The following is a 24,518-nucleotide window of genomic DNA, read 5'->3' as shown; positions in this document are numbered from 1 at the left end:
CTCCCGGCCTCCGCGACGCCGCGGGCCCACGCCCCGCCCGCGCCGTATGCCACGTTCACGCCTTCTCCAGGTAGCGGTGGACGAGCGCCACGGCCATGGCGCCCTCGCCGACGGCCGAGGCGACCCGCTTGATGGAGTCGGCCCGCACGTCCCCGGCGGCGAACACGCCGGGCACGTTGGTCTCCAGGTGATACGGCTCGCGCTGGAGCGGCCAGTTGCGGGGGCGGTTCCCCCCGGCGGTCAGGTCCGGCCCGGTGAGGACGAAGCCCCGGGCGTCGCGCTCGACCGTGTCGCCGAGCCAGTCGGTGAACGGCTCGGCGCCGATGAAGACGAACAACCGCTCGGTGTCCACCGCCCGCTCGCCGTCCGGCCCCTTGAGGACCAGCCGCTCCAGGTGCCCGTCGCCCTCGGCGGCGGTGATCTCGGTCCCGGTGTGCACCTCGACGTTCCGCAGCCCGGAGATCTGCTCGATCAGGTAGTGCGACATGGACCTCTCCAGGGCGTCGCCCCGGACGAGGAGGTGGACCGTGCGCGCGTACTTCGACAGGTGGACCGCGCACTGCCCGGCCGAGTTGGCCGCGCCGACGACGTAGACGTCGCTGCCGGCGCACTCGGCCGCCTCGGTCAGGGCCGCGCCGTAGTAGCAGCCGGAGCCGATGAAGCCGTCGAGCCCGGGGGCGGTGAGCCGCCGGTAGGCGACGCCGGTGGCCAGGATCACGGTGTGCGCCGCGATGCTGCCGCCGTCGGCGAAACCGATCACCCGTGCCCGACCCCTGACCTCCAGGCTGGTGACCTGGCGGGCGGTGAGCAGCTCGGCGCCGAACTTCAGGGCCTGGCGGCGGGCGCGGTCGGCGAGCTGGGCGCCGGACAGGCCGTCGGGGAAGCCGAGGTAGTTCTCGATGCGGGAGCTCTGCCCGGCCTGGCCGCCGGAGGCGTGCTGCTCGACCAGCACCGTGCGCAGCCCCTCGGAGGCCCCGTAGACCGCCGCGCCCAGTCCTCCGGGGCCGCCGCCGATGACGACCAGGTCGTAGAAGTCGGTGGCCGGGGTGGTGGACAGGCCGACGGCCGCGGCCAGCTCCGGGACGGAGGGGGCGGTGAGCGTCACGCCCTCGGCCGTGACCACCACGGGCAGCCGGTCGGGCGGCGGGGCGGCGCCGGTCCCGCCCGCACCCGCTCCGCCCGCGCCCGTCTCAACCGCGCCCGTCTCGCCCGCGCCCGTCTCGCCCGCCGCGGCGAGCAGTTCGGCGCCCTCGGGGGTGTCGGCCAGCATCCAGCGGTAGGGCACCTGGTTGCGCGACAGGAAGTCGCGGACCTCGTACGACCGCGCCGACCAGCGGGCGCCCACCACCCGCAGCTCGCCGGTCTCGCGCCGGTCGGTCCGCTGCCAGGCGTCGAGCTGGGCGTCCAGCACCGGATAGAGGTTCTCCTCCGGCGGGTCCCACGGCTTGAGCATGTAGTGGTCGAGGTCCACGACGTTGATCGCCTGGATCGCCGCGTCGGTGTCGGCGTAGGCGGTGAGGAGCACGCGGCGGGCGTGGGGGTACAGGTCCATGGCCTGTTCCAGGAACTCCACGCCGTTCATCTGGGGCATGCGGTAGTCGGCGAGGACGGCCGCGACGTCGTCGCCGCGCAGCCGGAGCTCGCGAAGGCTCTCCATGCCCTGGGCCGCCGTCTCGGCCCGGACGACGCGGTAGGAGTGGCTGTAGCGGCGTCGCAGGTCACGCGCCACCGACCGCGACACGCCCGGGTCGTCGTCAACCGTAACGATGACCGGTTTATCCATTATCTGCCTTCCAGGAGACGGCGCTTCCTTGAAGGATGTCATAGGCGGTCATACCTATATCGGACACCCCGAAAGATCAACGGCGGACGCCGGCGATGTACCGCTCGGCCAGCAGCACCACGGCGCGGTCCTGGGTGTACACACCCCAGCCCGCGCCGTTCGCCAGGCCGCCGATCAGGGCCTCCCGGCGGTCGCCCACGACGACGAGGAGACGGCTCCCGGCGTCCTCGCCGGCCGTGCCCCCGACCGCGTCCCGCCCGGACCCGGTCATGTCCCCCGTCGCGTCCCCCACCGGGCCCCGTTCGGTCCCGGAGCACGTCTCCGACACCTCGACCCCGCGCTTCGCGGCCCTGCGGACCAACGGGGACAGCCGCGCCGTCTCCTCCGGCCAGGCGGCGACGAGCAGGGAGGAGCGGGCCGCGGCCACCACGTCCCCGGCACGGGTGAGCAGCGACTCGGCGTCCCTGAGGTTGTGGGTCGGCGGAACCTCGGGCGGTGCGGCGATCGTGGGCAGCGAGGACTGCAGCGACTCCATCGAGTCGTCGAACTCCCGGCGCATCCGTTCCAGCAGGGCCGCGGGCGGCAGCGGCTGGTAGCCGACGACGCCCTCCTCCTCGTGCAGTTCGTAGGCGGCGCCCCGGGACACCAGCTTGCCCAGCGTCTCGTAGACCGTGCTGCGCGGCACGCCCGAGCGTTTGGCCACCTCGTAGCCGTTGAGCGGCCGTCCGGCCCCGACCAGCGTGACGTACGCCTTGGCCTCGTAGCCCGACATGCCCAGGCGTTGCAACTGCTCCACGACGTCTCGCATCGCAGTCATGCTACGGCGCGCTGTCACCGTTTAGTGTTGTCCCAAACTGCCAAATTCGGCCCCATATTCCGTACAGGAGCACCCCGGGGACGGCGAAGGGCCGCGACCGCCCCGGACGGGGGCGGCCGCGGCCCGGACGGGGGCGGCGGGGACGATCAGACCTGGCCGGCCTTCTCCAGCGCCGTGCAGCAGGTGTCCACGATGAGACGGGTGACCGTGTAGGGGTCGACGTTGGCGTTGGGGCGGCGGTCCTCGATGTAGCCCTTCTTGTCCACCTCGACCTGCCACGGGATGCGCACCGAGGCGCCGCGGTCGGAGACGCCGTAGCTGAACTGGTCCCAGCGGGCGGTCTCGTGGTGGCCGGTGAGGCGGTCCTCGACGTCGGCGCCGTAGTTCCTGACGTGCTCCAGCGCGTTCTCGGCGAGCGCCTCGCAGGCGGTGATGATCGCGTCGTAGCCCTCGCGCATCGCCTTGGTGGAGAAGTTCGTGTGCGCGCCGGCGCCGTTCCAGTCGCCCTTCACCGGCTTGGCGTCGAGCGTGGCGGCGATGTCGAAGTCCTCGGCGACGCGGTAGAGCAGCCAGCGGGCCACCCACAGGTGGTCGGCGACCTCGACGGGACCGGCCGGGCCGACCTGGAACTCCCACTGGCCGGGCATGACCTCGGCGTTGATGCCGGAGATCGCCAGACCGGCCTCAAGGCACAGGTCGAGGTGCTTCTCGACGACGTCGCGGCCGAAGACCTCGTCGGCGCCGACGCCGCAGTAGTAGCCGCCCTGCGGTGCGGGGAAGCCGCCCTGCGGGAAGCCGAGCGGGCGGCCCTCCTTGAAGAAGGTGTACTCCTGCTCGATGCCGAACCAGGACTCCTGGCCGGCGAACCGCTCGGCGACCTCCACGAGCCTGGCCCGGGTGTTGCTGACGTGCGGGGTCATGTCGGTGTTGAGGACCTCGCAGAGCACCAGCACATCGCCGCCGCCGCGGATCGGGTCCGGGCAGGTGAAGACCGGCTTGAGCACACGGTCGGAGGAGGAGCCCTCGGCCTGGTTGGTGCTGGAACCGTCGAAGCCCCAGAGCGGAGGCTCGGCGCCGTCCGCCAGGATCCTGGTCTTGGAGCGCAGCTTGGCGGTCGGCTTGGTGCCGTCGATCCAGATGTATTCGGCCTTGAAGGTCATCCGCGGGACTTCCTTGAGGAGAGAGATGTCTGGTGCGCTGCAAGACTCGCAAGGGGGGATTTCCCGGCTGTTGCCCGTATGTGAACAGAATGTTACCGATGCCCACTTGCCCGGTTTCGGGACGGTTGCCGGGTTCAGGGTGTCCTGGGCGCGCCGGCCTCGAAGAGATCCGCCGAGACCGACTCCTGGGCCAGGCGGCGCATGGCGTCGAAGATCCGGCCGTACACCACGGTCAGGACCACCAGCGCCTCGACCGCGCTCTCCCGGGGGCCGGCGAAGGGGATGACGCCGGTCTCGTTCTCGGTGACCAGCCGGAGCGCGGCCCCGGCGTAGGACCGCAGCTTCTCGTCCGTGGCGGGCATGCCGAGCCGGTCGAGGGTCAGGACGGCCTGGGCCAGCTCGTCGCGGGCGGGTGCGAGGGGGGTGATCCGCCAGCCGAGGTCGCCGATCAGCCGGTCCGCCTCGGCGCGGGCACGCCGCCAGTCCTCGTCGCCGGACCGGGGTTCGACTCCGGGCGCGAGGGCGTAGTGGGCGGTGCCGAGCACGGTGTGCATGTCCAGGCCCTCGTCGTCCACGGCGGCGAGCACCTTGCGGATGGCGGCGATGGGCAGCCGGCCCACCTCCAGCAGCGCGCGGATGAGGCGCAGCCGGCGCACGTGGGCCTCGCCGTACTCCGCCCGGGTGGCCGACGTCTGCTCCCCGGGAGGAAGGAGGCCCTCGCGCAGGTAGTACTTGATGGTCGGGACGGGGACGTCCGTGGCGGCGCTGAGCTGGGAGATCCGCATGATCGGATGGTATCGGCGGCCCGGCCCGCCGTCGGAGCGGCGGGCCGGGCCCGCGGGCGGGCCCGCCGTGACGTAGCCGAATGGCATGAAAGCAGGGGGTGCCGACGAAATCAACGCGGTTTCCAGGAATTCGCGTGATTTCCTTCGCCAAAGGATCACTTTCCATCGGAAAGCAGCAAGGGGTTGACGCAGTCCCTTGGTAAGAATAATTTTCATCCAACCTCCCGGCGGATGAAAGGAATGTCTGTGGCCGCAGGCGCGCTCGGACGCATCCAGACCGAGACGCCCACGCTGCCCGGAGCCCTCCGCCGGGTCGGCGAGGCCATCCTGGCCGACCCCGCCGCGGCCGCCCGTTCCACGATCATGGCGCTCGCCGAGCGCAGCGGCAGCTCCCCGGCGACCGTCACCCGGTTCTGCCGGGTCTTCGGCTTCAGCGGCTACGCCGGGCTGCGGGTCGCGCTGGCCACCGAGACCGGGCGGGCCGCGCAGGCCCACTGGGACGCCGGCGTCGGCCACGAGATCGCCCCCACCGACCCCCTCGACGTCGCGATCGGCGTGATGGCCGCCGCCGACTCCCGGCTCATCCAGGAGACCGCGGCCCAGCTCGACGCCGCCGTCGTCGCGCGGGTCGCCGACGCCGTCGTCGCCGCCGGCCGGACGCTGATCTTCGGCGTCTCCACCAGCGGGTCCGCGGCGGGCATGATGGCCGGGCGGCTGCGCCGGATCGGGATGCCCTGCTGGAGCCACGCCGACGCCCACGAGTCCCTCGCCGAGGCGGCGCTGCTCGCCCCCGGCGACGTCGCGATCGGGGTCTCCCACCAAGGCCGCACCCGCGAGGTCCTGGAACCGCTCGCCGAGGCCGCCGCCCGCGGCGCGACGACCGTCGCCGTCACCTCCTTCGCCCGCTCCCCGCTGGCCGACCTCGCCCGCCTGGTGCTGACCACCGCCAGCAGGGAGACCACCTTCCGGCTGGGCGGCCTGGCCGCCGTCCACTCCCAGCTGTTCGTCCTCGACACCGTCTACGTCGCCGTCGCGCAGCGCACCTACGAGCAGACCGACCGGGCGTTCGAGCTCACCATCCGGGCGCTCGAGAGCCACCGCGTGGAAAGGAACTGACGAGTGGAGACCGGCATGGGGATCGGAGCCGCGGACTACGCCCGCGAGGCGCGGACGCTGATGGACGAGGTCGTCCGCACGCAGGCGGAGGCGGTGGGACGGGCCGCCGCGCTGCTGACCGCGTCCGTCCTGGACGACGGCGTCATCCAGGCGTTCGGCTCCGGCCACTCCGAGGCCATCGCGATGGAGATCGCCGGCCGCGCGGGCGGGCTCGTGCCGACCAACCGCCTCGCGCTGCGCGACCTCGTCCTGTACGGCGGAGCCCCGGTGGACGTCCTCCTCGGCGCCCCCGGCGAGCTGGAGCGCGACCCCGAGGTCGCCCGGCGGATCTACGACCTCGCCCCCGTGCGGCCCCAGGACGCGTTCGTGCTGATCTCCAGCTCGGGGGTGAACGGCTCGGTGGTGGAGCTGGCCTCCGTCGTCAAGGAGAAGGGCCACGCCCTGGTCGCCCTGACCTCCGTACGGCACAGCACGGAGATGACCTCCCGCCACCCCTCGGGCCGCAAGCTCCTCGACTTCGCCGACGTGGTCCTCGACAACGGCGCGCCGTACGGCGACGCGATCATGCCGCTGCCGGGCGGCGGCACGTTCGGCGCGGTCTCCACCGTCACCTCCGCCCTGCTGGCCCAGATGGTCGTCGCCGAGGTGGTGCGCGCCCTGGCCGGGGCGGGCCGCACGCCGCCGGTCTACCGGTCCGTCAACGTGACCGGCGGCGACGAGCACAACCGCGACCTTGAGAACCGCTACGCCGGAAGGATCCGGCGAGGTGCCTGATCACCCCCCAGGAGGAAGAATGACCCAACTGTCCCGGCGCGAGCTGCTGCGCAGCGCGGTCCTCGCGGGAATCGCGCTGCCCGCGCTGTCCGCCTGCGCCACCCCCGCGGGCACCGGCGGCGGAGCCTCCCCGTCCGCGCCGGCCGCCGGAGCCACCAGCGCGGCCAACCCGCTCGGCTTCGCCGAGGACAAGCCCCTGGAGATCTGGATCTTCGACGGCGGCTTCGGCGACGCCTACGCCAAGGACATCCACGAAGCGCTGATCAAGGCCAAGCACCCCAAGCTGGAGATCAAGCACAACGCGACCAAGGAGGTCGCCAAGACCCTCCAGCCGCGCTTCGCCGGCGGCAACCCCCCGGAGTTCATCAACAACTCCGGCGCCAACGCCATGGACTTCGGCGCCCTCGTCCAGGACGGCCAGCTCGCCGACCTCACCCCGCTGTTCGACGCGCCGAGCTGGGACGACCCGGCCGTCAAGGTGCGCGACACGATCGACCCCGTCGCGATCGAACTGGGCAGCTACGACGGCACGCCGTACGTCCTCAACTACGCCAACACCGTCTGGGGCATCTGGTACTCCAAGAAGCTCTTCGACGCCGAGGGCTGGCAGCCGCCCAAGACCTGGGACGAGTTCCTCAAGCTCTGCGAGACCATCAAGAAGTCCGGCAAGGCCGCGCCGTTCACCTACGCCGGAAAGCACCCCTACTACATCTACGAGACCATCCTCACGCTCGCCGCGAAGATCGGCGGCAAGGACGTGCTGAAGAACATCGACAACCTCGAGGACGGCGCCTGGAAGGCCGAGCCGGTCAAGAAGGCCGCCGCCGCCTTCGCCGAGCTCGGCGCCAAGTACCTCCTGCAGGGCACCGCGGGACTGGACCACATCCAGACCCAGACCGCCCACAACAAGGGCCAGGTCGCCATGCTGCCCTGCGGCTCCTGGCTGGAGAACGAGCAGAAGGACACCACCCCCGCCGACTTCGGCTACGCGATGTTCCCGCTGCCGGACTTCACCTCCTCCGACGCCCTGCCGTACGGCACGCTGCACGCCCAGCCGGGCGAGGAGTACGTCGTGCCGTCCAAGTCGGGCAACCCCCGGGCGGGCATGGAGTACATGCGCGCGATGCTCTCGAAGGAGGGCGCCGGCAAGTTCATGGAGCTGGTCTCCACGCTGACCATCGTCAAGGGCGCCGGTGAGGGACGCACCCTCAAGCCGGGCCTGAAGAGCTCCTCCGACGCGCTGACCGCCGCCGGCGACAACACCGTCTGGTTCCTGTTCCGCAAGTGGTACGCCGAACTGCACGACGAGGTGGCCGCCGCGTCCGGGCAGCTCATGAACGGCAAGCTCACCGTCGACCAGTGGGCGGACCGCGCGCAGAAGAAGGCCGACTCCATCAAGAACGACTCCTCCGTGAAGAAGTTCTCGAGGTAGGCGGGGTGAGCGGCGGCACGGCTCATACGGCAGGGGCTCCGCGTCCGGCGCGTACGGAGCACGCGGCGGGCGCGGCGGCCGGGGAAGCGAGGGACGGCCGGTGAACCACGGCAGGCTGAGGTTCGTCACCGGGTTCCTCGCGGTCCCGGTGGCGCTGTACCTGATCTACGTGATCGCCCCCTACGCGCAGGCGTTCTACATCGCGCTCACCGACTGGCGCGGGGTCACCGCGTCCCCCCGCTTCGTCGGCGTGGAGAACTTCCGCAGGCTCTTCGCGGACGACGTCTTCTGGACGGCGGTCGGCCACAACCTGCTCCTGCTGATCCTGATGCCGCTGCTCACCATCGGCATCGCCCTGTTCTTCGCCTTCCTGCTCAACGCCGGGGGACGGGGCGGCGCCGCGGGCGTGTGGGGGTCGAAGTTCTACCGGGTGGTGTTCTTCTTCCCCCAGGTGCTGGCCGTGGCCGTGGTCGCGGTGCTGTTCCAGCAGGTCTTCCGGCCCGACCGCAGCGGCATGCTCAACGCGCCGCTGATGGCCCTCGGGTTCGAGCCGGTCGGCTTCCTGTCCGACACCGGCGTGGCGCTGTGGTCGATCCTCGGCGTGCTCGTCTGGCAGGCGGTCGGCTTCTACGTGGTGCTGTTCTCGGCCGGCATCGCCTCCATCCCGCGCGACCTGTTCGAGGCGGCGGCGATCGACGGCGCCGGGGGAGCGCAGCTCTTCTTCCGGATCACCCTGCCGCTGCTGTGGGACACCATCCAGGTCGGCTGGGTCTACCTCGGCATCGCGGCGCTGGACGTCTTCGCCGTCGTGTGGGTGATGACGGCCGAGCACGGCGGGCCCGACCACTCCACGACCGTGATGGCCGCGGAGATCTACCGCACGGCCTTCCAGTACTTCAAGTTCGGCTACGCCTCGGCGATGGGCGTGGTGCTCTTCTTCTTCACCATCGGGTTCGCGGCGCTGGCCCTGCGCCTGTCGCGGCGTGAGCGAATCGAGTTCTAGTGGCGGAAGCGGCGATTCCCCGGAGCCGGGCCCTCGCCCGGGAGGAGCGCAGGCGGCGGCTCGGCCCGTTCGGGGTCCTGACGCACCTCGCTCTGCTGGTGTGGACGGTCCTGGTCGTGATCCCGATCGCGTGGACCTTCCTGGCGTCGGTCAAGAGCGAGGACGAGATCTTCGGCGACGCCTGGTCGCTGCCGGCCGTCCTGCGCCTCGACAACTGGGCGCGGGCGTGGGACCAGGCCCACATCGGCCAGTACATGATCAACAGCGTGGTCGTCGTGGCGTTCGGCGTGTTCGGCACCATGCTGTTCGGCTCCATGGCCGCCTACGTGCTGGCCCGCTACCGGTTCTTCGGCAACCGGGCGATCTATCTCCTGTTCGTCTCGGGCCTGGCCTTCCCGGTCTACCTCGCGCTGACCCCGCTGTTCTTCGTGGTGCAGAACATGGGGACGCTGCCGGTGGTCGGGCCGTTCATCGGGCTGAACACCCACGCCGGGCTGGTCCTGGTCTACATCGCCTACTCGCTGCCGTTCACCGTGTTCTTCCTGGCCGCGTTCTTCCGGACGCTGCCCGGCGCGGTGGCCGAGGCCGCGTTCGTGGACGGGGCCTCGCACACCCGGGTGTTCTTCCAGATCATGCTGCCCATGGCCCGGCCGGGCATCGTCAGCGTGACGATCTTCAACGTGCTGGGTCAGTGGAACCAGTACCAGCTCCCGCTGGTGCTGCTCAACTCCGACCGGAGCAAGTGGGTGCTCACCCAGGGCATCGCCGACTTCTCCACCGCCGCGGGCTACGACGCCGACTGGTCGGCCCTGTTCGCGGCGCTCAGCATGGCGATCCTGCCGATGCTCGTGGTCTACACGATCTTCCAGAGCCAGATCCAGAAGGGCCTGACCGCCGGGGCGCTCAAGTGACGCCCCGCTGACGCCCCGCCGGCACGGTCCGTCGGGTGGCCTCTCCTCCTTCCCCGGGAGGGGCCGCCCGGCGGCGCCGGACCGGGGCCGGCGGGCGGCCCCTCAGCTCCCCGCGGTCCTCATGCCTCCGGGCGCTTCGGGCCCCTCGGGCCGCCCCTCGGGTTCCCTGGGTCCGTCAGGTTCTTCAGGGCCTCGCGGCGGCTCAGGCCGGTGATGCCCATGTGGTCCACGTAGCGGAGCACCTCGCCCGGATTTGTCTTGGCGTACTCGCGCAGCGCCCAGCCGATCGCCTTGCGGGCGAAGAAGTCGTTGTCGGACAGGCTCGGCTCGATGCAGGCGTGGAGCAGACCGGGGTCGGTGGCGCCCCGGAACCGGTTCTGGCACAGGATGGCCGTACGGCGCCGCCACAGGTCGCGGTCGCGGGCCCAGCGCAGCATGAGCGGGCGCATGACGTCGGGGAAGGCCGCCAGCAGGCCGCCGACGCGGTGGACGGCCAGCTCGTCGACGTAGTCCCACCACGCCCCGGTGACGATCATCTCCTCGTACATCGGCAGCGCGTCGAGCGTCTGGTGGGCCCGGTAGAGCCGGAAACCGGTCAGCTCGATCGCGGCGTAGCGCTCCTCGCGGTACTCGGCGTCCCGCCACAGCGTCAGCGCCGCCTCGCGCCACTCGTGCGCGTCCCGCAGCGGGTGCTCGCCGAAGACCCTCCGCAGCGCCGTACGGCGCGGCACCGCCTGGGCCCCGAGGAAGGGCAGGTCCGACTTCATGTAGGCCCGCATCGCCTCGGCCTTGCCCGGGTCCGCCGCCTCCGTCAGGGCGATCCGCACGGCCTTGTGCAGTGTGTCCATCGCTCCCCGTCAGTCCTGGTGGCTGCTGCGCTCGCCGGTGGCCAGGCCGTCGAACAGGATCGTGATGTAGTGCTCGGCGACGGCCGCGGTGTCGAGGCGGCCGTCAGGCCGGAACCAGCGGACCGCGACCCAGATGGTGTCACGGATCATGCGGTAGGTCAGCTTGGGATCGACGTCGGGGCGGATCCCGCCGGTGGCCTGGCCCCGCTTGATCTGCTCGATCCACATCCGCTCGACCTCCTCCTCGGCCTTCACCAGGTAGCCGAAGCGGTCGCCGGGCAGGGATCGCAGGTAGTTCCAGTCGTTCTGCATGACGGTGACCGCGGCGCGGTGCGGCTCCAGCGCGGCGAACCCGGTGCGGACCATCTCCGCCAGGACCTCGCGCGGCTCGCCCCCGCGCGCCAGCACGGCGCGGTAGCGGCCCACCAGGTCGTCGAGGAAGGTGGTCAGCACCTCGTCGACGATCGACTCCTTGGAGTCGAAGTGGTGGTAGAGGCTCCCGGACAGGATGCCGGCCTCCTCCGCGATCTCGCGGACGGTCGTGGCCTGGAACCCCTTGCGGGCGAAGAGCTCGGCGGCCAGCTTGACGAGGTGGTCACGGCGCTCGGAGGCCGACCCGGACGCGGTCGCGCGCCTGGCCGCGCCCTGGCGTCCGGCCGGGGTCCTGGTCGTGCCGCCGGAGTTCTTTCGCGTGTTCACGTCACCCATTATGAGACTTTGCGCAATCGCTTGTTCGCCGGAACACACCAGCTCACGCCCGTTCTCTCCGAACCCGGAGGAGATCCTCCCGGAGCCCGGACGGGAGCGGAACGGGCGCTTCTAACGGCTCTGACGGCGGATCGTACCGGTGTCCAGCAGCAGCGCCCGCAGGGAGGCGTGCCCGCGCAGCCTGCCGACCAGCCTCGTCACCGGGGCGACCAGGGCCCACATGACCAGCGGCGCCACCACCGCGCCGAGCAGCAGACCGGCCATGACGTCGTGCGGGAAGTGGACGCCGACGAACACCCGGGAGAACGCCCCCAGCACCGCCAGCACCGGCACGTAGAACAGTGTGCGACGCCAGGCGACGGCCAGCGCCACGGCGGTGGCGCCGGCGAGCGTCGCGTGGTTGCTCGGCAGCGACCAGTCCCCGAACTCCGGGCACGGGACGAGGGTGACCACGCCGTGGACCAGGCGGCAGGGGCGGTCGATCCGCAGCGCGTTCTTGAGGACCTCGCTGACCAGGTAGGACGCCGTCATCGCGACGGGGGCGAGGAGCGCCAGCGCCATACCCCGGTCGCCGCCGCGCCTGGCCCGCCACCAGGCGACGAGGTACAGGACGGCGAAGACCATCAGCACGGCCTCGGTACCGACCTCGGCCAGCTCCTGGAACCAGTGCGGGGTGGTCCGGGCGAACGCGGTGATCTGCCGGTACCACTCGGCGCTCACGTCGGGGACGTCTTCGATCTCGTTGTGCACGCTTCCTCCGTGTCGTTCCAGACGGTGCTGATGACCGTAGGAAGCGGGAGGTGCGGCCGGCCGTCGCCGAACGTCGCCGGCTGCCGTTGACTTTAGTCAATGCCGGGGTGGCGTCCGGCGTTCCGCGGAGCCCCGCCCCGGCGTGTCGGCACGGTGCGGGAGGGCCGGGAGAACGCGGACGGCCGGTGGGCCCGGGGGTCTGGCGGCGTGTGAAGGACCGGCGGGCCCGGAGGGCCGGGAGAGAGCGCAGAGCAGGCGGTGCGGGAGGCCCTCCCTCGTACGGACCGGCCGCGCAGGGGAGGGGCGGCCGTGCAGGGGAGGGGCGGCCGGTGGCCGGGGTGAAGACCCACGGTCAGCCCACTGGCAATTAGTAAACTTTCCTATTAGATTTGCGGGGAGTCCCGGGAGAGCGCTCTCGCCGGGAAGACCCCTGGGACAACGTGCTGCCCGCGCGCCCACGGCAGGAGACGCCGTCGCCGGGCGAGGAGGATGAATGAAGCACGGCCGAGAGCTGCTTCGCCTGGCGGACACCGTTGTCCTCCCCGGATTCGAGGGGAGGACCCCGCCCGACTGGCTCCGGCGGCGGCTCTCCGAAGGTCTGACCGGGGTGGTGCTCTTCTCCCGCAACATCGCCTCCCCGAGCCAGGTCGCGGACCTCACGGCGGCGCTGCGCGCGGAGAACCCGCAGGTCCTCGTCGGGGTCGACGAGGAGACGGGGGAGGTCACCCGGCTGGAGGCCGCCACCGGCAGCAGCAGGCCGGGAAACTTCGCCCTGGGCGTGGTGGACGACCCCGGCCTCACCGAGGAGATCGCCCGTGACCTCGGATGCGACCTGGCCCTGGCCGGGATCAACCTCGACTTCGCCCCCTCGGCGGACGTGAACTCCAATCCGCGCAACCCGGTCATCGGACTGCGTTCCTTCGGCTCCGGCCCGGATCTGGTCGCCCGGCACACCGCCGCCTGGATCCGCGGCCTGCAGTCCGCCGGGGTCGCCGCCTGCGCCAAGCACTTCCCCGGTCACGGCGACACCTCCGTCGACTCCCACCACGGGCTGCCGCTCGTCGGCGCCGACGCCGACGAACTGCGCGAGGTGGCGCTGCAGCCCTTCCGCGCGGCCGTGGCCGAGGGGGTGCGGGCGGTCATGACCGGTCACCTGCTGGTCCCGGCGTTCGACCCCGCCATGCCCTCCACGCTCAGCGGCCCGCTGCTGCGCGACCTGCTCCGCGACGAACTGGGCTTCGGAGGCGTCATCGTCACCGACGGCATCGAGATGGAGGCGGTCTCCGGACCGCACGGCATCGGCGGCGCGTCCGCGCTGGCCGTCGCCGCCGGGGCCGACGCGATCTGCGTGGGCGGTGAGCACGCCGACGAGCGGACCGCCGTCGCGGTGCGCGACGCCATCGCCGACGCCGTGGTCGAGGGCAGGCTCCCCGAGGAACGGCTGGCCGACGCGGCCGAGCGGGTCTGCGAGCTGGCTCTCTGGGCCGCCTCGGCGGGACCCGCCCGCCGGTCCGCCGTCTCCGCGTCTCCCGGGGGGCCGGCCGCCGGCCGTACCGTCGCGCCGGCCGGTTCCCCGGAGGCGTCCGCGCGTCCCGGGGGCGTCCCCGCCGGTATGGCCGCCGCCCGGCGGGCGCTGCGGGTCACCCGGCGCTCCTCCGCGGCCGTCATCCCGCTGCCCGCCCCGCCCCACGTGCTCGAACTCGCCCCCGAGATGAACCTCGCCATCGACCCGCACACCCCCTGGGGCGTCGGCGAGCCGCTCGGCAAACTGCTGCCCGGCACCACGGTGACCCGCCTGACCGCCCCGGAGGCCACCGGGGGAGCGGTTGAGACGGTCCTGGCCGCGGCGTCCGGCCGGCCCCTGGTCGCCGTCGTCCGCGACGCCCACCGCCACGCCTGGCAGGCCGCGGTCCTGGAGCACCTGCTGGCCGCCCGGCCGGACGCCGTCGTGGTCGAGATGGGGCTACCCGGCCGCCGCGACCTCGGCGCGGTCCACCTGGCGACGTACGGCGCCGCCCGCGTCTGCGGTCAGGCCGCCGCCGAACTGCTCGCCGGGGGCGCGGGGTTCTGACGACGGGACGGCCGGGGCCGCGCCGAAGCCCACGACCGGTCCTTCCCGAAATGCCGGTTGAATCGGAATAGTTCTGATTGTTCGCAAATAGGACGTACTTCGTAAAGGGCGTCCTCGCCGAGGAGAACGACCCGGACCGGACGGGGGAGACGCCGAACTCCCGGCACGGCTCGGGTTCGGTCGGGGTGGACACGACCGGTCAGGCCATCTCCCACAGCAGGCGGTAGTAGGCGATGCGCTCGGTGTCCGGGGCGACCCCGTACGCGTCGTAGATGACGCCGTCGTATCCCGGGCCGTAGTTCCAGTCGGTGCTCCACGCCGCGACCGCGAGGTCGGCCCACCGGTCGGCCACGCCGAGCGAGCCGAGGTCGACGTGGGCGGCGAACGCGCCGTCGTCGTCCAGCAGGGTGTTGGGGGCGCACGCGTCGCCGTGACAGACGACCAGGCGGTCGATCGGGGGCGGCGCGCCGATGCGCGCCCTGGCCTCGGCGAGGTCGGCGCATCCGTGCGCGGCGAGCTCGCTCACCGGTCCGTCGCCGGCGGCGAGACGCTCGTCGGCGCGGACGAGCCGGCGCTCGACGCTCCAGTCGAACGGGCATCCGTCCACGGGCAGGGCGTCGTGCAGCACACGCAGTCCCCGGCCGATCGCGGCGGCCGCGGTCGCCGGGTCGGCGGTCCACCGGGGGTCCACCGCCGACCGGCCGGGAAGCGCCGCCGTGACCAGCCACGCGCCGTCGGCGTCCGCGCCGTGCTCGACGACCCGCGGAACGGTCACCCACCGCCGCGCCCAGGCCAGGCGCTCCGCCTCACCGGCGAGGTCGATCTCCGGAGTGCCCGCGGCGACCCACTTGACGTACCGGCCGCCGCCGGAGGCGTCCCCGAGGCGGAACGTCAGGCCGCCGAGTTCGTTGCGCCACACCGGGGTGACGGTGTCGCCGCCGGCGAGCGCCGCGACGACGGCGGGGACGGGCACCGGTCCGGTCGGGATCTCGGAGATTACGGGGAGGCTCATGACGGACATGATCCTCTCCTCTCCGGGCCGGTGGCGAACGGTTTCCCCGGCGGCGGGTCGCTCCTGTCGGGAGGGCCCGCGGGCGCCCGGTCCTCGATCCGGTCCCCGCTCCCGCCCCCTGCTCAGCCCCCGGTCCGCTCCACGGGGAGCCACAGCTCGGCCTCGGCCTCCCCGCCGTCCTGGGACATCCGGGTGCGCAGGATCTCCGGCCCCGGCCTGGTGCGGTACGGGTTGGACGGGAACCACTGCGAGTAGGCGTCCGCCCAGATGCGCTGCAGTGCCTCCGGGACCGGCCCCGAGTCCTCGAAGACCACCCATGTCCCCGCCGGGACGGCGAGGGCGTCCAGATCCCCGGGGACGTCGGCGCCGGTCACCACGCCGTGGTAATAGTCCAGTTCGCTGCCCTCCGCGCGGCCGGGGTCGATGTCGTCGCACACGGAGACGATCCCCCGGGGCTCCTGGTCCGACAGCGCCGCCATCCGCCCGAGGGTCTCCTGGCCGATGCTCCGGATGTGGTCGGCCATCGGCTGGTTGACCCCCAGTTGGACCAGGGGGATCCGCGCCTTCCTGCCGGCCACGCGGAACCCGTCCTTCTCCACGATCCGGTATCGCATGCTCGTGCTCCCCTCGATGACGAGGCGGAAGGACATGGGGGGCTGGAAGCGCAGGGCCGCGCCGGTCCGCCTGGCCTCGCCGGGACCGATGCCGTGCACGGCCCGGAACGCGCGGGCGAACGCCTCACCCGAGCCGTAGCCGTACCGCACCGCCACGTCGAGCAGCGTCTCCTCTCCCGCGATCACCAGGGCCCCGGCGACGCTGAGCCGCCGGCGGCGGACGTACTCCGACAGCGGCATGCCGGCCAGCGCGGAGAACATCCGCCGGAAGTGGTAGTCCGACGTGACGGCGATCCGCGCCAGCTCGGCGACGTCGATCGGCTCGTCGAGGTGCTCCTCGACGTACCGCATGGCCTGGTTCAGCCGGTCCAGCATCCCCGTCTCCCTCCCTTTCGAGCCGTCACGCCAGGAGCGGCTCATCTCCCAGGCGGTCCTGGTCCTCTAGGCGTCGGTGCTGCGCCTGCGGTAGGCGCGCTGCCGGCAGGCCCGCGAGCAGTACACGCGGGGACGGCCGGAGCGGGCGGCGTCCAGCGGGGTGCCGCATTCGGGGCAGCTCTCCCCGCGAATCCCGTCACGAATTACGTCACGAGTTTCGTCACGCTCCCCGCCGGGTCCATCGTCACGCTCCCCGGCGCGTTCGCGGACGAGCACCTCGACGCCGTCCAGGAGGCGGCTCAGGCCGAACGTGAAGGAGTCCTCCGGACGGTCCCAGCCTCCCGTCTCCCACAGGCGGGTGATCGCGGGGTAGCGGCCGAGCCGTTCGTACAGGGAGTCGCGGGCGCCCCACCAGTCCTGCTCCGACACGCCGCTGCGCCGCTCCTCGCGTCGCGTCTCGACCAGGAGCAGGGCCTCGGCGTCCACGAACCGGCCGAGCAGTCCGATCACCGCGATCACCTCGGACGGCCGTAGCGCCGTGCCGGCCAGCGTGCCGAGCATGTGGTCGTAGTAGGCGACGCCGTTGGGGCCCGGAAGGTGCCGGGATCCGCGCACCTCGGCCAGCCAGGGATGCCGCCCGCGGAGCTCCCACCCCTGCCGGGCCACCTCCTCCAGCCTCTCCCGCCAGCCCTCCCCGGCCTGCGGGCGGTCCGGCGCCCCGGAGGGGGAGCGGCCCCGCGCCTCGGCGAGGACCTCGCCCGTGACCTCGTCCACCATCAGGTCCACGAGCTGGTCGCGGCCGGGGACGTGCCGGTACAGCGACATGGTCGTGAAGCCGAGCCGGTCGGCGACCTTGCGCATCGACAGCCCCTCCAGTCCCTCGGCGTCGGCCAGTTCGACGGCGGCGCGCACGATCCGGCGCAGGCTGAGGCCCGGTCGCGGCTCGTGTTCCGCCTCCCGCCACAGCAGTTCCATGCCGTGGTCGGGGTCCCCCGATCTGCCTCGCGCCATTGGCACCTCCCGTGTTTATAGTGTATTACCTTGTGTACGGTATAAACAGCAAAGGCGGTCAAGCATGCTCCATCTCCACGTCGCCCCCGGCGGGGACGACTTCTGGCCCGGCTCCCTCGAACGCCCCTTCGCCACCCTGGAACGGGCCCGGTCGGCCGCCAGGGAGGCGGGAAGGGAGGCGGGAAGGGAGGCGGACGGGGACGTCGTCGTCCTGCTCCGGGGCGGCGTCCACGAGCTCACCCGGCCCCTCGAACTCACCGAGGCCGACTCCGGCGTCGTCTACCAGGCGTACGGATACGGCACCCCCGCGCAGGAGGAGGCCGTCCTGAGCGGCGGCCGGACGATCACCGGGTGGAGGGAGCGCGACGGTGTCTGGACGGCCGAGGTCGGCGACCTGGAGACCCGCCAGCTCCACGTCGACGGCCGCCGGGCCGAACGCGCCGGCATCCCGGGCCTGCCGGGCTCGTCCCCGGCCGCGACCGCCACCGGCTACGTCACCGACAGCACCGGCCCGCTCGGCTGGCGCAGCCCCCGCGACGTGGAGTTCGTCCACCGGGGCGTCTACCCGTGGACCGAGGCCCGACTGGGCGTCGCGGACGTCGCCCGCGACGGCGACCGGGCGGTGATCACCATGGCCCGGCCCGCCTTCGGCTGGGCCATGAAGCTGTACGACTCCGCGTGGGGCGGCGTCACCTCCACCGGCCCCGGACTGCCCACCCGGATCGAGAACGACCCGAGCTTCCTGCGCGAGCCGGGCACCTTCGTGCTCGACCGATCCCGCCCCGGCGACCACGTGCTGCACTACCTTCCCCGTCCCGGCGAGGAGCCGGCGCGCACGAAGGCGGTCGCCCCGGTGCTGGAGACCCTGCTGCGCGTGACCGGCGCGCGGGGGACGGCGTTCCTGGGGCTGGTGTTCGCCGACGCGACCTGGCTGCGCCCGAGCCGCCCCGAGGGCTTCGTGCACTACCACGGCAGCGGCTACTACGAGGGCGGCGGCGTCGAGGTGGCCGCCCTGGGGGAGGGAGCGTTCGTGACGTATCCCGCCGCGTCCGTGACGATTCCCGCCTGCGTCGTCTTTGAGGACACCGTGGACGCGGTGGTCGAGGGCTGCCGGTTCACCCGGCTCGGAGCGTCCGGGCTGGGCGTGTCCGGAGGCGAAGGGCTCACCGTGCGGGGCTGCGAATTCGACACCATCTCCGCCGGGGCCGTCGTGGTGTCCGGCGGCCGCGGCACCGTGATCGAGGACAACCTGGTACGCGGCATCGGGCTGGAGTACCGCGGATCGCCCGGAATCTCGATCATGGAGACGTCCGGCTGCGTCGTCGCGCACAACGAGATCGGTGACGTGCCGCACTGCGGGATCGTGGCAGGACCCGGCGAGGGCACCCGCATCCTGCACAACCGCACCGCCGACACCATGCGGGTCCTGGCCGACGGCGGCGGGATCTACCTGTCCGGGTCGCAGGGCCGCTCGTACGACGACGGCGCACTGGTGCGGGGCAACGTCATCGAGGACACCCGCACGCCGTACAACTTCGGGCTCTACACCGACTACGGGGCCTCGTGGGTGACGGTGGAGGGCAACGTCGTCGCCCGCGCCGACAACACGGCCGTGCTGCACGTGGCGCCGCCGCTGGAGAACGTCGTCTACCGGGACAACTTCTGGGACGCCGACCCGATCGGCCACGACGACCCGCCGGACGGGGTCACCTACGAGGGGAACGTCACCCTCAAGGACGAGCACGAGCTGAACGCCGCCACCGCCGCCATCCGGGCGCGGGCCGGCCGGCGTCCCCGGCCCCGGAGAGCCGGTTCCTGATCCGCCACGGCGTGGATCGGGGCAGCGGCCGGGCGCTCTCCGCCCGGACCCGGTTCGGCCAGGACGGCGCGACGCCGGCGGCTCAGGGACAGAATCGGGTGCATGACCGAGATGCCATCGAGACTGTCCATCGTGACCCTGGGGGCGAGAGACCTGCCGCGGCTGCGGGCGTTCTACCGCGGGCTGGGCTGGCCGGAGCTGCCGTCGAGTGACGACGCGTGGGCCGCCTTCACACTCGGCGGGGCGGTGCTCGCGCTGTACCCGCTGGACGAGCTGGCCGCCGAGGCCGCGCCGGGGACGCCGCCGCCGGGCGGATGGTCCGGAATCACCCTGGCCTGCAACGTCGACCACGCCGCGGAGGTGGACACCGCCTTCGCCGCCGCCGTGGCGGCGGGCGCGGTTCCGGTCGCCGAGCCGGTGGACCGGCCCTGGGGCGGGCGCTCGGCCTACATCGCCGACCCGGAGGGCCACCGGTGGGAGATCGCGTGGGCGCCGAACGCCGCGTTCGACGAGCGGGGCGCCCTGACGGCGTTCGGCTGACGAGCAGGGCGCACCGGCGGCCCTCGGCTAGTGCTTGCCGGGGCGACCGCGGTGGTCGTCCTTCGGGGCAGGGTCCCTGAACGTGTCGAGACCGGCGTCGCCGAGGAACGCGGTCAGGGGCCCGTCGGCGAGCCTGCCCTCGCGGCGGGCCCTCATCAGATCCCGCCCCGCCTCCTGGATCTTCCTGCCCGCCTCCCGGGCCCTGCCCTCGGCGAGCTTGCGGGCCGCCTCCCGGATCCTGTCGTGCGTCCTGCGCGCCAGTCGCGGATCGATGCCGCCGCGCGCCTGCTGGGCGGTCACGGCCCGGTCGAAGGCCGCCAGCCAGGCACGCGGATCCCGTACGGCGGGCCGGGCCGGGGTCCCGGTCGGCGCGGGCGTCGGCTTTGCGGTCGGCCGTGTCGTGGGCCGGGCGGCCGGGGTCGGCGCGGCGGAGGGCTTCCGTTCGCGGACCGGCTCCACGGGGGCGGCGGCGGACACGGTGGCGGTCGTCTCCGCCGGACCGGACGAGCCCGAGAACAGGGTCGCCGCTCCCACGGTGGCGACCACGATGGCCGCGAGGGCCGCGCCGACCTGAAGGAGGAGCCGCCGATCCCCTCTCGCCCCGCCGGGCCGGCCGGGCCGTACGGCGGGCGGAACGACCGGTGGGACCGGCGGGGCCTCGAACACGGTGGTGTCGCCCGCGCGGGCCGCCCGGACCGCCGGAGTGGCGGCGGGCCGTACCGGGGTGTGGACCGAGCGGGCGATGCCGTCCAGGACCTGGCGCACCTGCTCGGCCCCGGCCGGCCGTTCGCCGGGATTCTTGGCGAGCATGGCCATGACGAGCCGCTCCAGCTCGGCGGGGACGCCCGGCCGGTGGACGCTCAGCGGGTCGGGGGAGCGGTGGACGTGCTGGTGGATGAGTTCGGGCACCGAGCCGGTGAACGGCGGACGCCCGCACAGCAGTTCGTAGGCGACGCAGCCGAGCCCGTACAGGTCGCAGGCCGCCTCCCCGCCGGACTCGCCGATCTGCTCGGGCGCCAGGTAGGCGGCGGTGCCCACGATGGCGCCGGCCTTGGTCGGCCGCGCGGCCTCGCCGGCGACGTGCGCGAGACCGAAGCCGACGACCTTCAGCGTGCCGTCGCCGTTCAGGTGGAGGTTGCCGGGCTTGACGTCGCGGTGCACCACCCCGGCGCGGTGCGCCGCCGCCAGTCCCGCCGCGGCCTGGGCGAGCAGGAGGCAGGTCTCGGCCACCGGCAGCGGGCCGCGCGCCGCCAGCTCGGCGGCGAGGTCGCGGCCGGTCAGCAGCTCCATGACCATGAAGCGGCGGTTCTCCTCCTGGCCGACGTCCAGCAGGGTGACCGTGTTGGGGTGCACGATCTGCGCCGCCGCCCGCATCTCGCGGGCGAACCGCTCGGCCGCGGCGGCACCGCCCGCCGGAGGGTCGAGGATCTTGACGGCGACCGCCACGTCGAGCCGGTGGTCGTACGCTCGCCACACCTCGGCCCCGGCGCCCTGGCCGATCCGCTCCACGAGCCGATACCGCCCCGCGATCAGATCCGGCGTCACATCCGGCATATCAGCCCCTACTGACTCCGTCCCGGCAATTCTGGCCAACCTTACGGGTGCCCCGGCCGACGCGCGGACGGCTTGGGAACGCGGACGGTTCGGGACGCGGGCGGCTCGGGGGACGTAGGCGGCGTGAGAATGCGAGCGGCCTGAGGGCGTGGGCGGCTTGGTGGGGGCGTCATGGCCGGAGCCGCGCGGTCAGCCCGGCGGCACGAGGAGGGCGTCGACGAGCCGTACGGCGTCCGCGCTCTCCGCGGGGCGGCCGCTGAGGGCCTTGACGATCATGGCGCCCACCAGGGCCTCGCTCAGCTCCGCGACGAGCGCGTCGCCGCGCAGCTGACCGGCCTCGACCCCTGTGGCGAGGCGCCCGGCGAGCGAGGAGCTCCCGCCGAGGCTGTCCCGCAGCCGGGCGCCGATCTGCTCGTTCGCCGTCGCGGCGGCGATCAGCGAGATCATCAGCCCGCGCCCGTCCGGCTCCCGGAGGAGCTGGAAGAGCTGATCCAGCCACGCGACGAGGTCGGCGCGCAGATCTCCGGTGTCCGGGATCGTCAGCCTGGACGGCAGCAGCATCCCGTCCAGAAGGCAGTCGGCCACGAGGTCGCCCTTGGCCGGCCACCAGCGGTAGATCGTCTGCTTGCTCACTCCCGCCTCGGCGGCGATCCCCTCGATCGACAGGTGCTCATAGCCCCGCTGGGCGAACAGCCTGGCGGTCGCCTGAAGGATCGCCAGCCGCGCGCTCTCACTGCGGGGCGCCCCGCGACCTCGGCTCGGCATGGCCCTCATCCTAGCGATATTTCAAATACGGTACGTTGCGTATGATAATTCTCGGAAGCCCTGAAGGGGTGACTACATGGCCGAACTCCTCTACCGGCTGGGCAAGGCGGCCGCACGGCGCTCGTGGATCACGATCGCCACGTGGGCAGTGCTGCTGGTCCTGGCCGGCGCGGGCTTCGCCGCCGGATCCGGCACGCTGACCTCGAACTTCGACATCCCCAACACGGCCTCGTCGAAGGTCGTGGACGAGCTCGCCGGCAGGTTCCCCGACTTCGCCGGAGCGTCCGGAACCGCCGTGTTCCACACCGCCGACGGCTCGCCGTTCACCCCGGAGCAGCGGCAGCGGATCAGCGCGCTGGTCGCGGATGCCGGCGGACTGAAGGGAGTCGCCCGGACCGTCGACCCGTTCGAGACCGAGAAGCAGCGGGCGGGCCGCGAACGGGAACTCGCCGACGGCAAACGGCAGATCGAGGACGGCCGTACCCGGCTGGACGCCGGCCGGTCGCAGTTGGACGCCGGTGCGAAACGGCTCGCGGACGCCCAGGCCCGGCTCGACGCGGCGCGCGAGCAGGCGAAGTCGGCGGGCGCGCCGGCGCCGCAGCTCGCGATGCTCGACGCGCAGCAGAAGCGGCTGGACGCGCAGAAGGCGGAACTCGCGAAGCAGCGGAAGAAGATCGACGATTCACGCACCGAGCTCACGAGGAACGGCGAGTCGCTCGCGCTCGGCGAGCGACTGCTCGCCCACGCGTCGAAGATCCGTATGGTGTCCGGGAACGGCTCCGCCGCCCAGGTGACGATCGCGTTCACCGAGCCCCGCATGGAACTGGCCCCCGAGACGAAGAACGGGGTCATCGACCACTTCACGGCGAAGCCGATCGACGGCGTCGAGGTCGATTTCTCCACCGACATCGCGCAGGGCGTCCCGGAGATCATCGGCGTCGGTGAGGCGGTCGGCGTCGTGATCGCCGCGGTCGTCCTGCTCGTCATGCTCGGCAGCGTCGTGGCCGCGTCGTTCCCGATCGTCACGGCGCTCGTCGGCGTGGCCACCGGCGTCCTGGCGGCCCTCGCCTTCTCGGGCGTGGTGCAGATGGCCTCGGTGACCCCGGTCCTCGGCGTCATGCTGGGCCTGGCCGTCGGGATCGACTACTCGCTGTTCATCGTCAACCGCCACCGCAAGCAGTTGCTGCAGGGCGTCGGCGTCCACGAGTCCGTCGGCCTCGCCAACGGCACCGCCGGCAACGCCGTCGTGTTCGCCGGATCGACCGTGATCGTCGCCCTGCTCGCGCTCAACGTCACAGGCGTCCCGTTCCTCGGACTGATGGGTACGGTCGGCGCCGTCTGCGTGCTGATCGCCGTACTCGTCGCGATCACACTCACGCCCGCCCTGCTCGGGCTCGCGGGCATGCGCGTGCTCTCCCGCAGGAAACGCGAACGCGCGGCGGCGGCCCCGGCCGCGGCGGACGCCGCACCGGTGAGCAGGCCCGTCGCGCCCATGCCGACGTGGCGTGCCGTCGTGACGGCCCTCGCCTCGGTGATCGCCCTGCTCGTCGTCGCGATTCCGTCCCTGTCCATGCGGCTCGGGCTTCCCGACGGCTCGTCCGAACCGAGCGGATCGACCACGAACGCGGCCTTCATCGTCGTCGAGCGTGAATTCGGCGCGGGCGCGAACGGGCCGCTCCTCGTGGTCGCCACCCTCCCGGCCGCGGTGCCGGACGACGACCTCACCGCCGCCGAGGCGACCGTCGCGGACGCCCTCGCGGACCTCGGCGACGTCGAAGCCGTCGCCCCGGCCGGCGTGTCCGGCGACAAGACGGTCATCGCCTTCCAGGTCGTGCCCTCCGAGGGGCCGAACAGCGAGTCGACCGAGCGGCTCGTCCGCGACCTGCGCACGATGAAGCCCGTCTTCGTGGAGGCCGTGGACGGCGAGGTCTCGCTCGGCGTGGCGGGCCAGGCGGCGATCAACATCGACATCTCCGAGAGCCTCGCCGAGGTCCTGCCGGTGTATCTCCTGATCGTGGTCGGCCTGTCGCTGCTCATCATGATCGTGGTCTTCCGCTCGTTCCTGGTGCCCCTGGTCGCGACCGGCGGCTTCATCCTGTCGCTGCTGGCGACCTTCGGCGCGGTCGTCGCCGTGTTCCAGTGGGGCTGGCTCGCCGGTCTGCTCGGCATCGACGGAGTCGGTCCGATCCTGAGCTTCCTGCCGGTGATCCTGGTCGGCATCCTGTTCGGCCTCGCCATGGACTACCAGCTGTTCCTCGCCTCCGGCATGCGTGAGGCGTACGTGCACGGCTCACCGGCGCGTCTCGCGGTCACTCAGGGCCTGCGCGCCGGCCGTTCGGTGGTCATCGCGGCGGGCGTCATCATGGTGGCGGTGTTCGGCGGATTCGTGTTCAGTGAGTCGATCATCATTCGCTCGGTCGGGTTCGGCCTGGCCTTCGGGGTGCTCCTGGACGCGTTCGTCGTGCGGCTGCTGCTGATGCCGGCGCTCATGCACCTGCTCGGAAGGTCGGCCTGGTGGATCCCGAAGTGGCTCGACCGGATCATGCCGAACGTGGACGTCGAGGGCGCGGCTCTCGAACGGCGCCACCACATTCACGACTGAGGCCTGCCCGGCCCGGCGCTTCCCCGCGTGCGAGGCGTGCGATGCCCGGTTGCTTCCCCGCGTGCGCG

At 72.6% G+C, this 24,518-nt stretch carries 21 protein-coding genes; 9 read left to right on the top strand and 12 right to left on the bottom strand.

Annotated elements, in window-relative coordinates:
- Positions 1–55: 55 nt before the first annotated feature.
- The 4 genes from ACFYSC_RS03905 to ACFYSC_RS03890 all read right to left on the bottom strand — a co-directional run bounded on the left by ACFYSC_RS03905 (position 56) and on the right by ACFYSC_RS03890 (position 4,545).
- Positions 56–1,783 (bottom strand): FAD-dependent oxidoreductase, encoded by a 1,728-nt coding sequence (locus ACFYSC_RS03905; RefSeq protein ID WP_389956167.1) that lies wholly within the window; start codon positions 1,781–1,783, stop codon positions 56–58.
- 76 nt (positions 1,784–1,859) lie between these two features.
- On the bottom strand, positions 1,860–2,591 hold the full coding sequence (locus tag ACFYSC_RS03900) for a TrmB family transcriptional regulator (protein ID WP_389956164.1): 732 nt from the start codon (positions 2,589–2,591) through the stop codon (positions 1,860–1,862).
- Positions 2,592–2,746: 155 nt separating this feature from the next.
- On the bottom strand, positions 2,747–3,760 hold the full coding sequence (gene glnII / locus ACFYSC_RS03895; RefSeq protein ID WP_389956161.1) for a glutamine synthetase: 1,014 nt from the start codon (positions 3,758–3,760) through the stop codon (positions 2,747–2,749).
- A gap of 134 nt (positions 3,761–3,894) precedes the next feature.
- Positions 3,895–4,545, bottom strand: coding sequence for a MerR family transcriptional regulator (locus tag ACFYSC_RS03890; RefSeq protein WP_389956159.1), 651 nt, complete (start codon positions 4,543–4,545; stop codon positions 3,895–3,897).
- A 240-nt stretch (positions 4,546–4,785) separates the two neighbouring features.
- Between ACFYSC_RS03890 and ACFYSC_RS03885 the strand changes: the two genes are divergently transcribed.
- From ACFYSC_RS03885 to ACFYSC_RS03865, 5 genes are all read left to right on the top strand, one after another.
- Entirely contained in the window at positions 4,786–5,661 is an 876-nt protein-coding gene (locus ACFYSC_RS03885; protein WP_362942104.1) for a MurR/RpiR family transcriptional regulator, read from the top strand.
- A 15-nt stretch (positions 5,662–5,676) separates the two neighbouring features.
- Positions 5,677–6,435 carry a sugar isomerase domain-containing protein gene (locus ACFYSC_RS03880; RefSeq protein ID WP_389956156.1) on the top strand — a complete coding sequence of 253 codons (759 nt, stop codon included), beginning with the start codon at positions 5,677–5,679 and terminating at the stop codon, positions 6,433–6,435.
- A 19-nt stretch (positions 6,436–6,454) separates the two neighbouring features.
- A complete protein-coding gene (ngcE, locus tag ACFYSC_RS03875) occupies positions 6,455–7,867 on the top strand; it encodes an N-acetylglucosamine/diacetylchitobiose ABC transporter substrate-binding protein (protein WP_389956153.1) in 1,413 nt (470 codons plus the stop codon).
- Between the two features lie 100 nt (positions 7,868–7,967).
- Entirely contained in the window at positions 7,968–8,870 is a 903-nt protein-coding gene (locus tag ACFYSC_RS03870) for a carbohydrate ABC transporter permease (RefSeq protein WP_389956150.1), read from the top strand.
- Entirely contained in the window at positions 8,870–9,781 is a 912-nt protein-coding gene (locus tag ACFYSC_RS03865; protein WP_389956147.1) for a carbohydrate ABC transporter permease, read from the top strand. The genes ACFYSC_RS03870 and ACFYSC_RS03865 overlap by 1 nt, the downstream gene beginning before the upstream one ends.
- Positions 9,782–9,900: 119 nt before the next feature.
- On the opposite strand, the gene ACFYSC_RS03860 is transcribed toward ACFYSC_RS03865, so the two are convergent.
- From ACFYSC_RS03860 to ACFYSC_RS03850, 3 genes are all read right to left on the bottom strand, one after another.
- Positions 9,901–10,629: a DNA alkylation repair protein gene (locus ACFYSC_RS03860; RefSeq protein ID WP_362942119.1), complete on the bottom strand. Its 729-nt coding sequence runs from the start codon at positions 10,627–10,629 to the stop codon at positions 9,901–9,903.
- Positions 10,630–10,638: 9 nt separating this feature from the next.
- Positions 10,639–11,328 (bottom strand): TetR/AcrR family transcriptional regulator, encoded by a 690-nt coding sequence (locus ACFYSC_RS03855; RefSeq protein ID WP_389956143.1) that lies wholly within the window; start codon positions 11,326–11,328, stop codon positions 10,639–10,641.
- 120 nt (positions 11,329–11,448) lie between these two features.
- Positions 11,449–12,087, bottom strand: coding sequence for a phosphatase PAP2 family protein (locus ACFYSC_RS03850; protein WP_389956141.1), 639 nt, complete (start codon positions 12,085–12,087; stop codon positions 11,449–11,451).
- 493 nt (positions 12,088–12,580) lie between these two features.
- On the opposite strand from ACFYSC_RS03850, the gene ACFYSC_RS03845 reads away from it, so the two are divergent.
- Entirely contained in the window at positions 12,581–14,158 is a 1,578-nt protein-coding gene (locus ACFYSC_RS03845; RefSeq protein ID WP_389956138.1) for a glycoside hydrolase family 3 N-terminal domain-containing protein, read from the top strand.
- 199 nt (positions 14,159–14,357) lie between these two features.
- Here the strand turns inward: ACFYSC_RS03845 and ACFYSC_RS03840 are convergent, their stop codons facing one another.
- From ACFYSC_RS03840 to ACFYSC_RS03830, 3 genes are all read right to left on the bottom strand, one after another.
- Positions 14,358–15,170, bottom strand: coding sequence for an aminoglycoside 3'-phosphotransferase (locus ACFYSC_RS03840; protein ID WP_389956135.1), 813 nt, complete (start codon positions 15,168–15,170; stop codon positions 14,358–14,360).
- Between the two features lie 122 nt (positions 15,171–15,292).
- Positions 15,293–16,159 (bottom strand): GyrI-like domain-containing protein, encoded by an 867-nt coding sequence (locus ACFYSC_RS03835; RefSeq protein WP_389956132.1) that lies wholly within the window; start codon positions 16,157–16,159, stop codon positions 15,293–15,295.
- A 66-nt stretch (positions 16,160–16,225) separates the two neighbouring features.
- Positions 16,226–17,170 carry a TetR/AcrR family transcriptional regulator gene (locus ACFYSC_RS03830; RefSeq protein ID WP_389956128.1) on the bottom strand — a complete coding sequence of 315 codons (945 nt, stop codon included), beginning with the start codon at positions 17,168–17,170 and terminating at the stop codon, positions 16,226–16,228.
- A gap of 64 nt (positions 17,171–17,234) precedes the next feature.
- On the opposite strand from ACFYSC_RS03830, the gene ACFYSC_RS03825 reads away from it, so the two are divergent.
- Both ACFYSC_RS03825 and ACFYSC_RS03820 read left to right on the top strand, forming a co-directional pair.
- Positions 17,235–18,989, top strand: a complete 1,755-nt coding sequence (locus tag ACFYSC_RS03825; RefSeq protein ID WP_389956125.1) for a right-handed parallel beta-helix repeat-containing protein — start codon at positions 17,235–17,237, stop codon at positions 18,987–18,989.
- A gap of 102 nt (positions 18,990–19,091) precedes the next feature.
- Positions 19,092–19,529 (top strand): VOC family protein, encoded by a 438-nt coding sequence (locus ACFYSC_RS03820; RefSeq protein ID WP_389956122.1) that lies wholly within the window; start codon positions 19,092–19,094, stop codon positions 19,527–19,529.
- A 27-nt stretch (positions 19,530–19,556) separates the two neighbouring features.
- Here ACFYSC_RS03820 and ACFYSC_RS03815 read toward each other — a convergent pair whose 3' ends face one another.
- Positions 19,557–21,074 carry a protein kinase gene (locus ACFYSC_RS03815; protein WP_389956120.1) on the bottom strand — a complete coding sequence of 506 codons (1,518 nt, stop codon included), beginning with the start codon at positions 21,072–21,074 and terminating at the stop codon, positions 19,557–19,559.
- 198 nt (positions 21,075–21,272) lie between these two features.
- Positions 21,273–21,848: a TetR/AcrR family transcriptional regulator gene (locus ACFYSC_RS03810; RefSeq protein WP_389956117.1), complete on the bottom strand. Its 576-nt coding sequence runs from the start codon at positions 21,846–21,848 to the stop codon at positions 21,273–21,275.
- Between the two features lie 76 nt (positions 21,849–21,924).
- Between ACFYSC_RS03810 and ACFYSC_RS03805 the strand changes: the two genes are divergently transcribed.
- Entirely contained in the window at positions 21,925–24,450 is a 2,526-nt protein-coding gene (locus tag ACFYSC_RS03805) for an MMPL family transporter (RefSeq protein ID WP_389956115.1), read from the top strand.
- Positions 24,451–24,518: the final 68 nt, after the last annotated feature.

Source organism: Streptosporangium sp. NPDC004379 (genome assembly GCF_042873875.1).
Taxonomy (GTDB): Bacteria; Actinomycetota; Actinomycetes; order Streptosporangiales; family Streptosporangiaceae; genus Streptosporangium.
The sequence above is the reverse complement of the archived record's forward strand: the minus strand, read 5'-3'. Positions and strand labels throughout refer to the sequence as shown.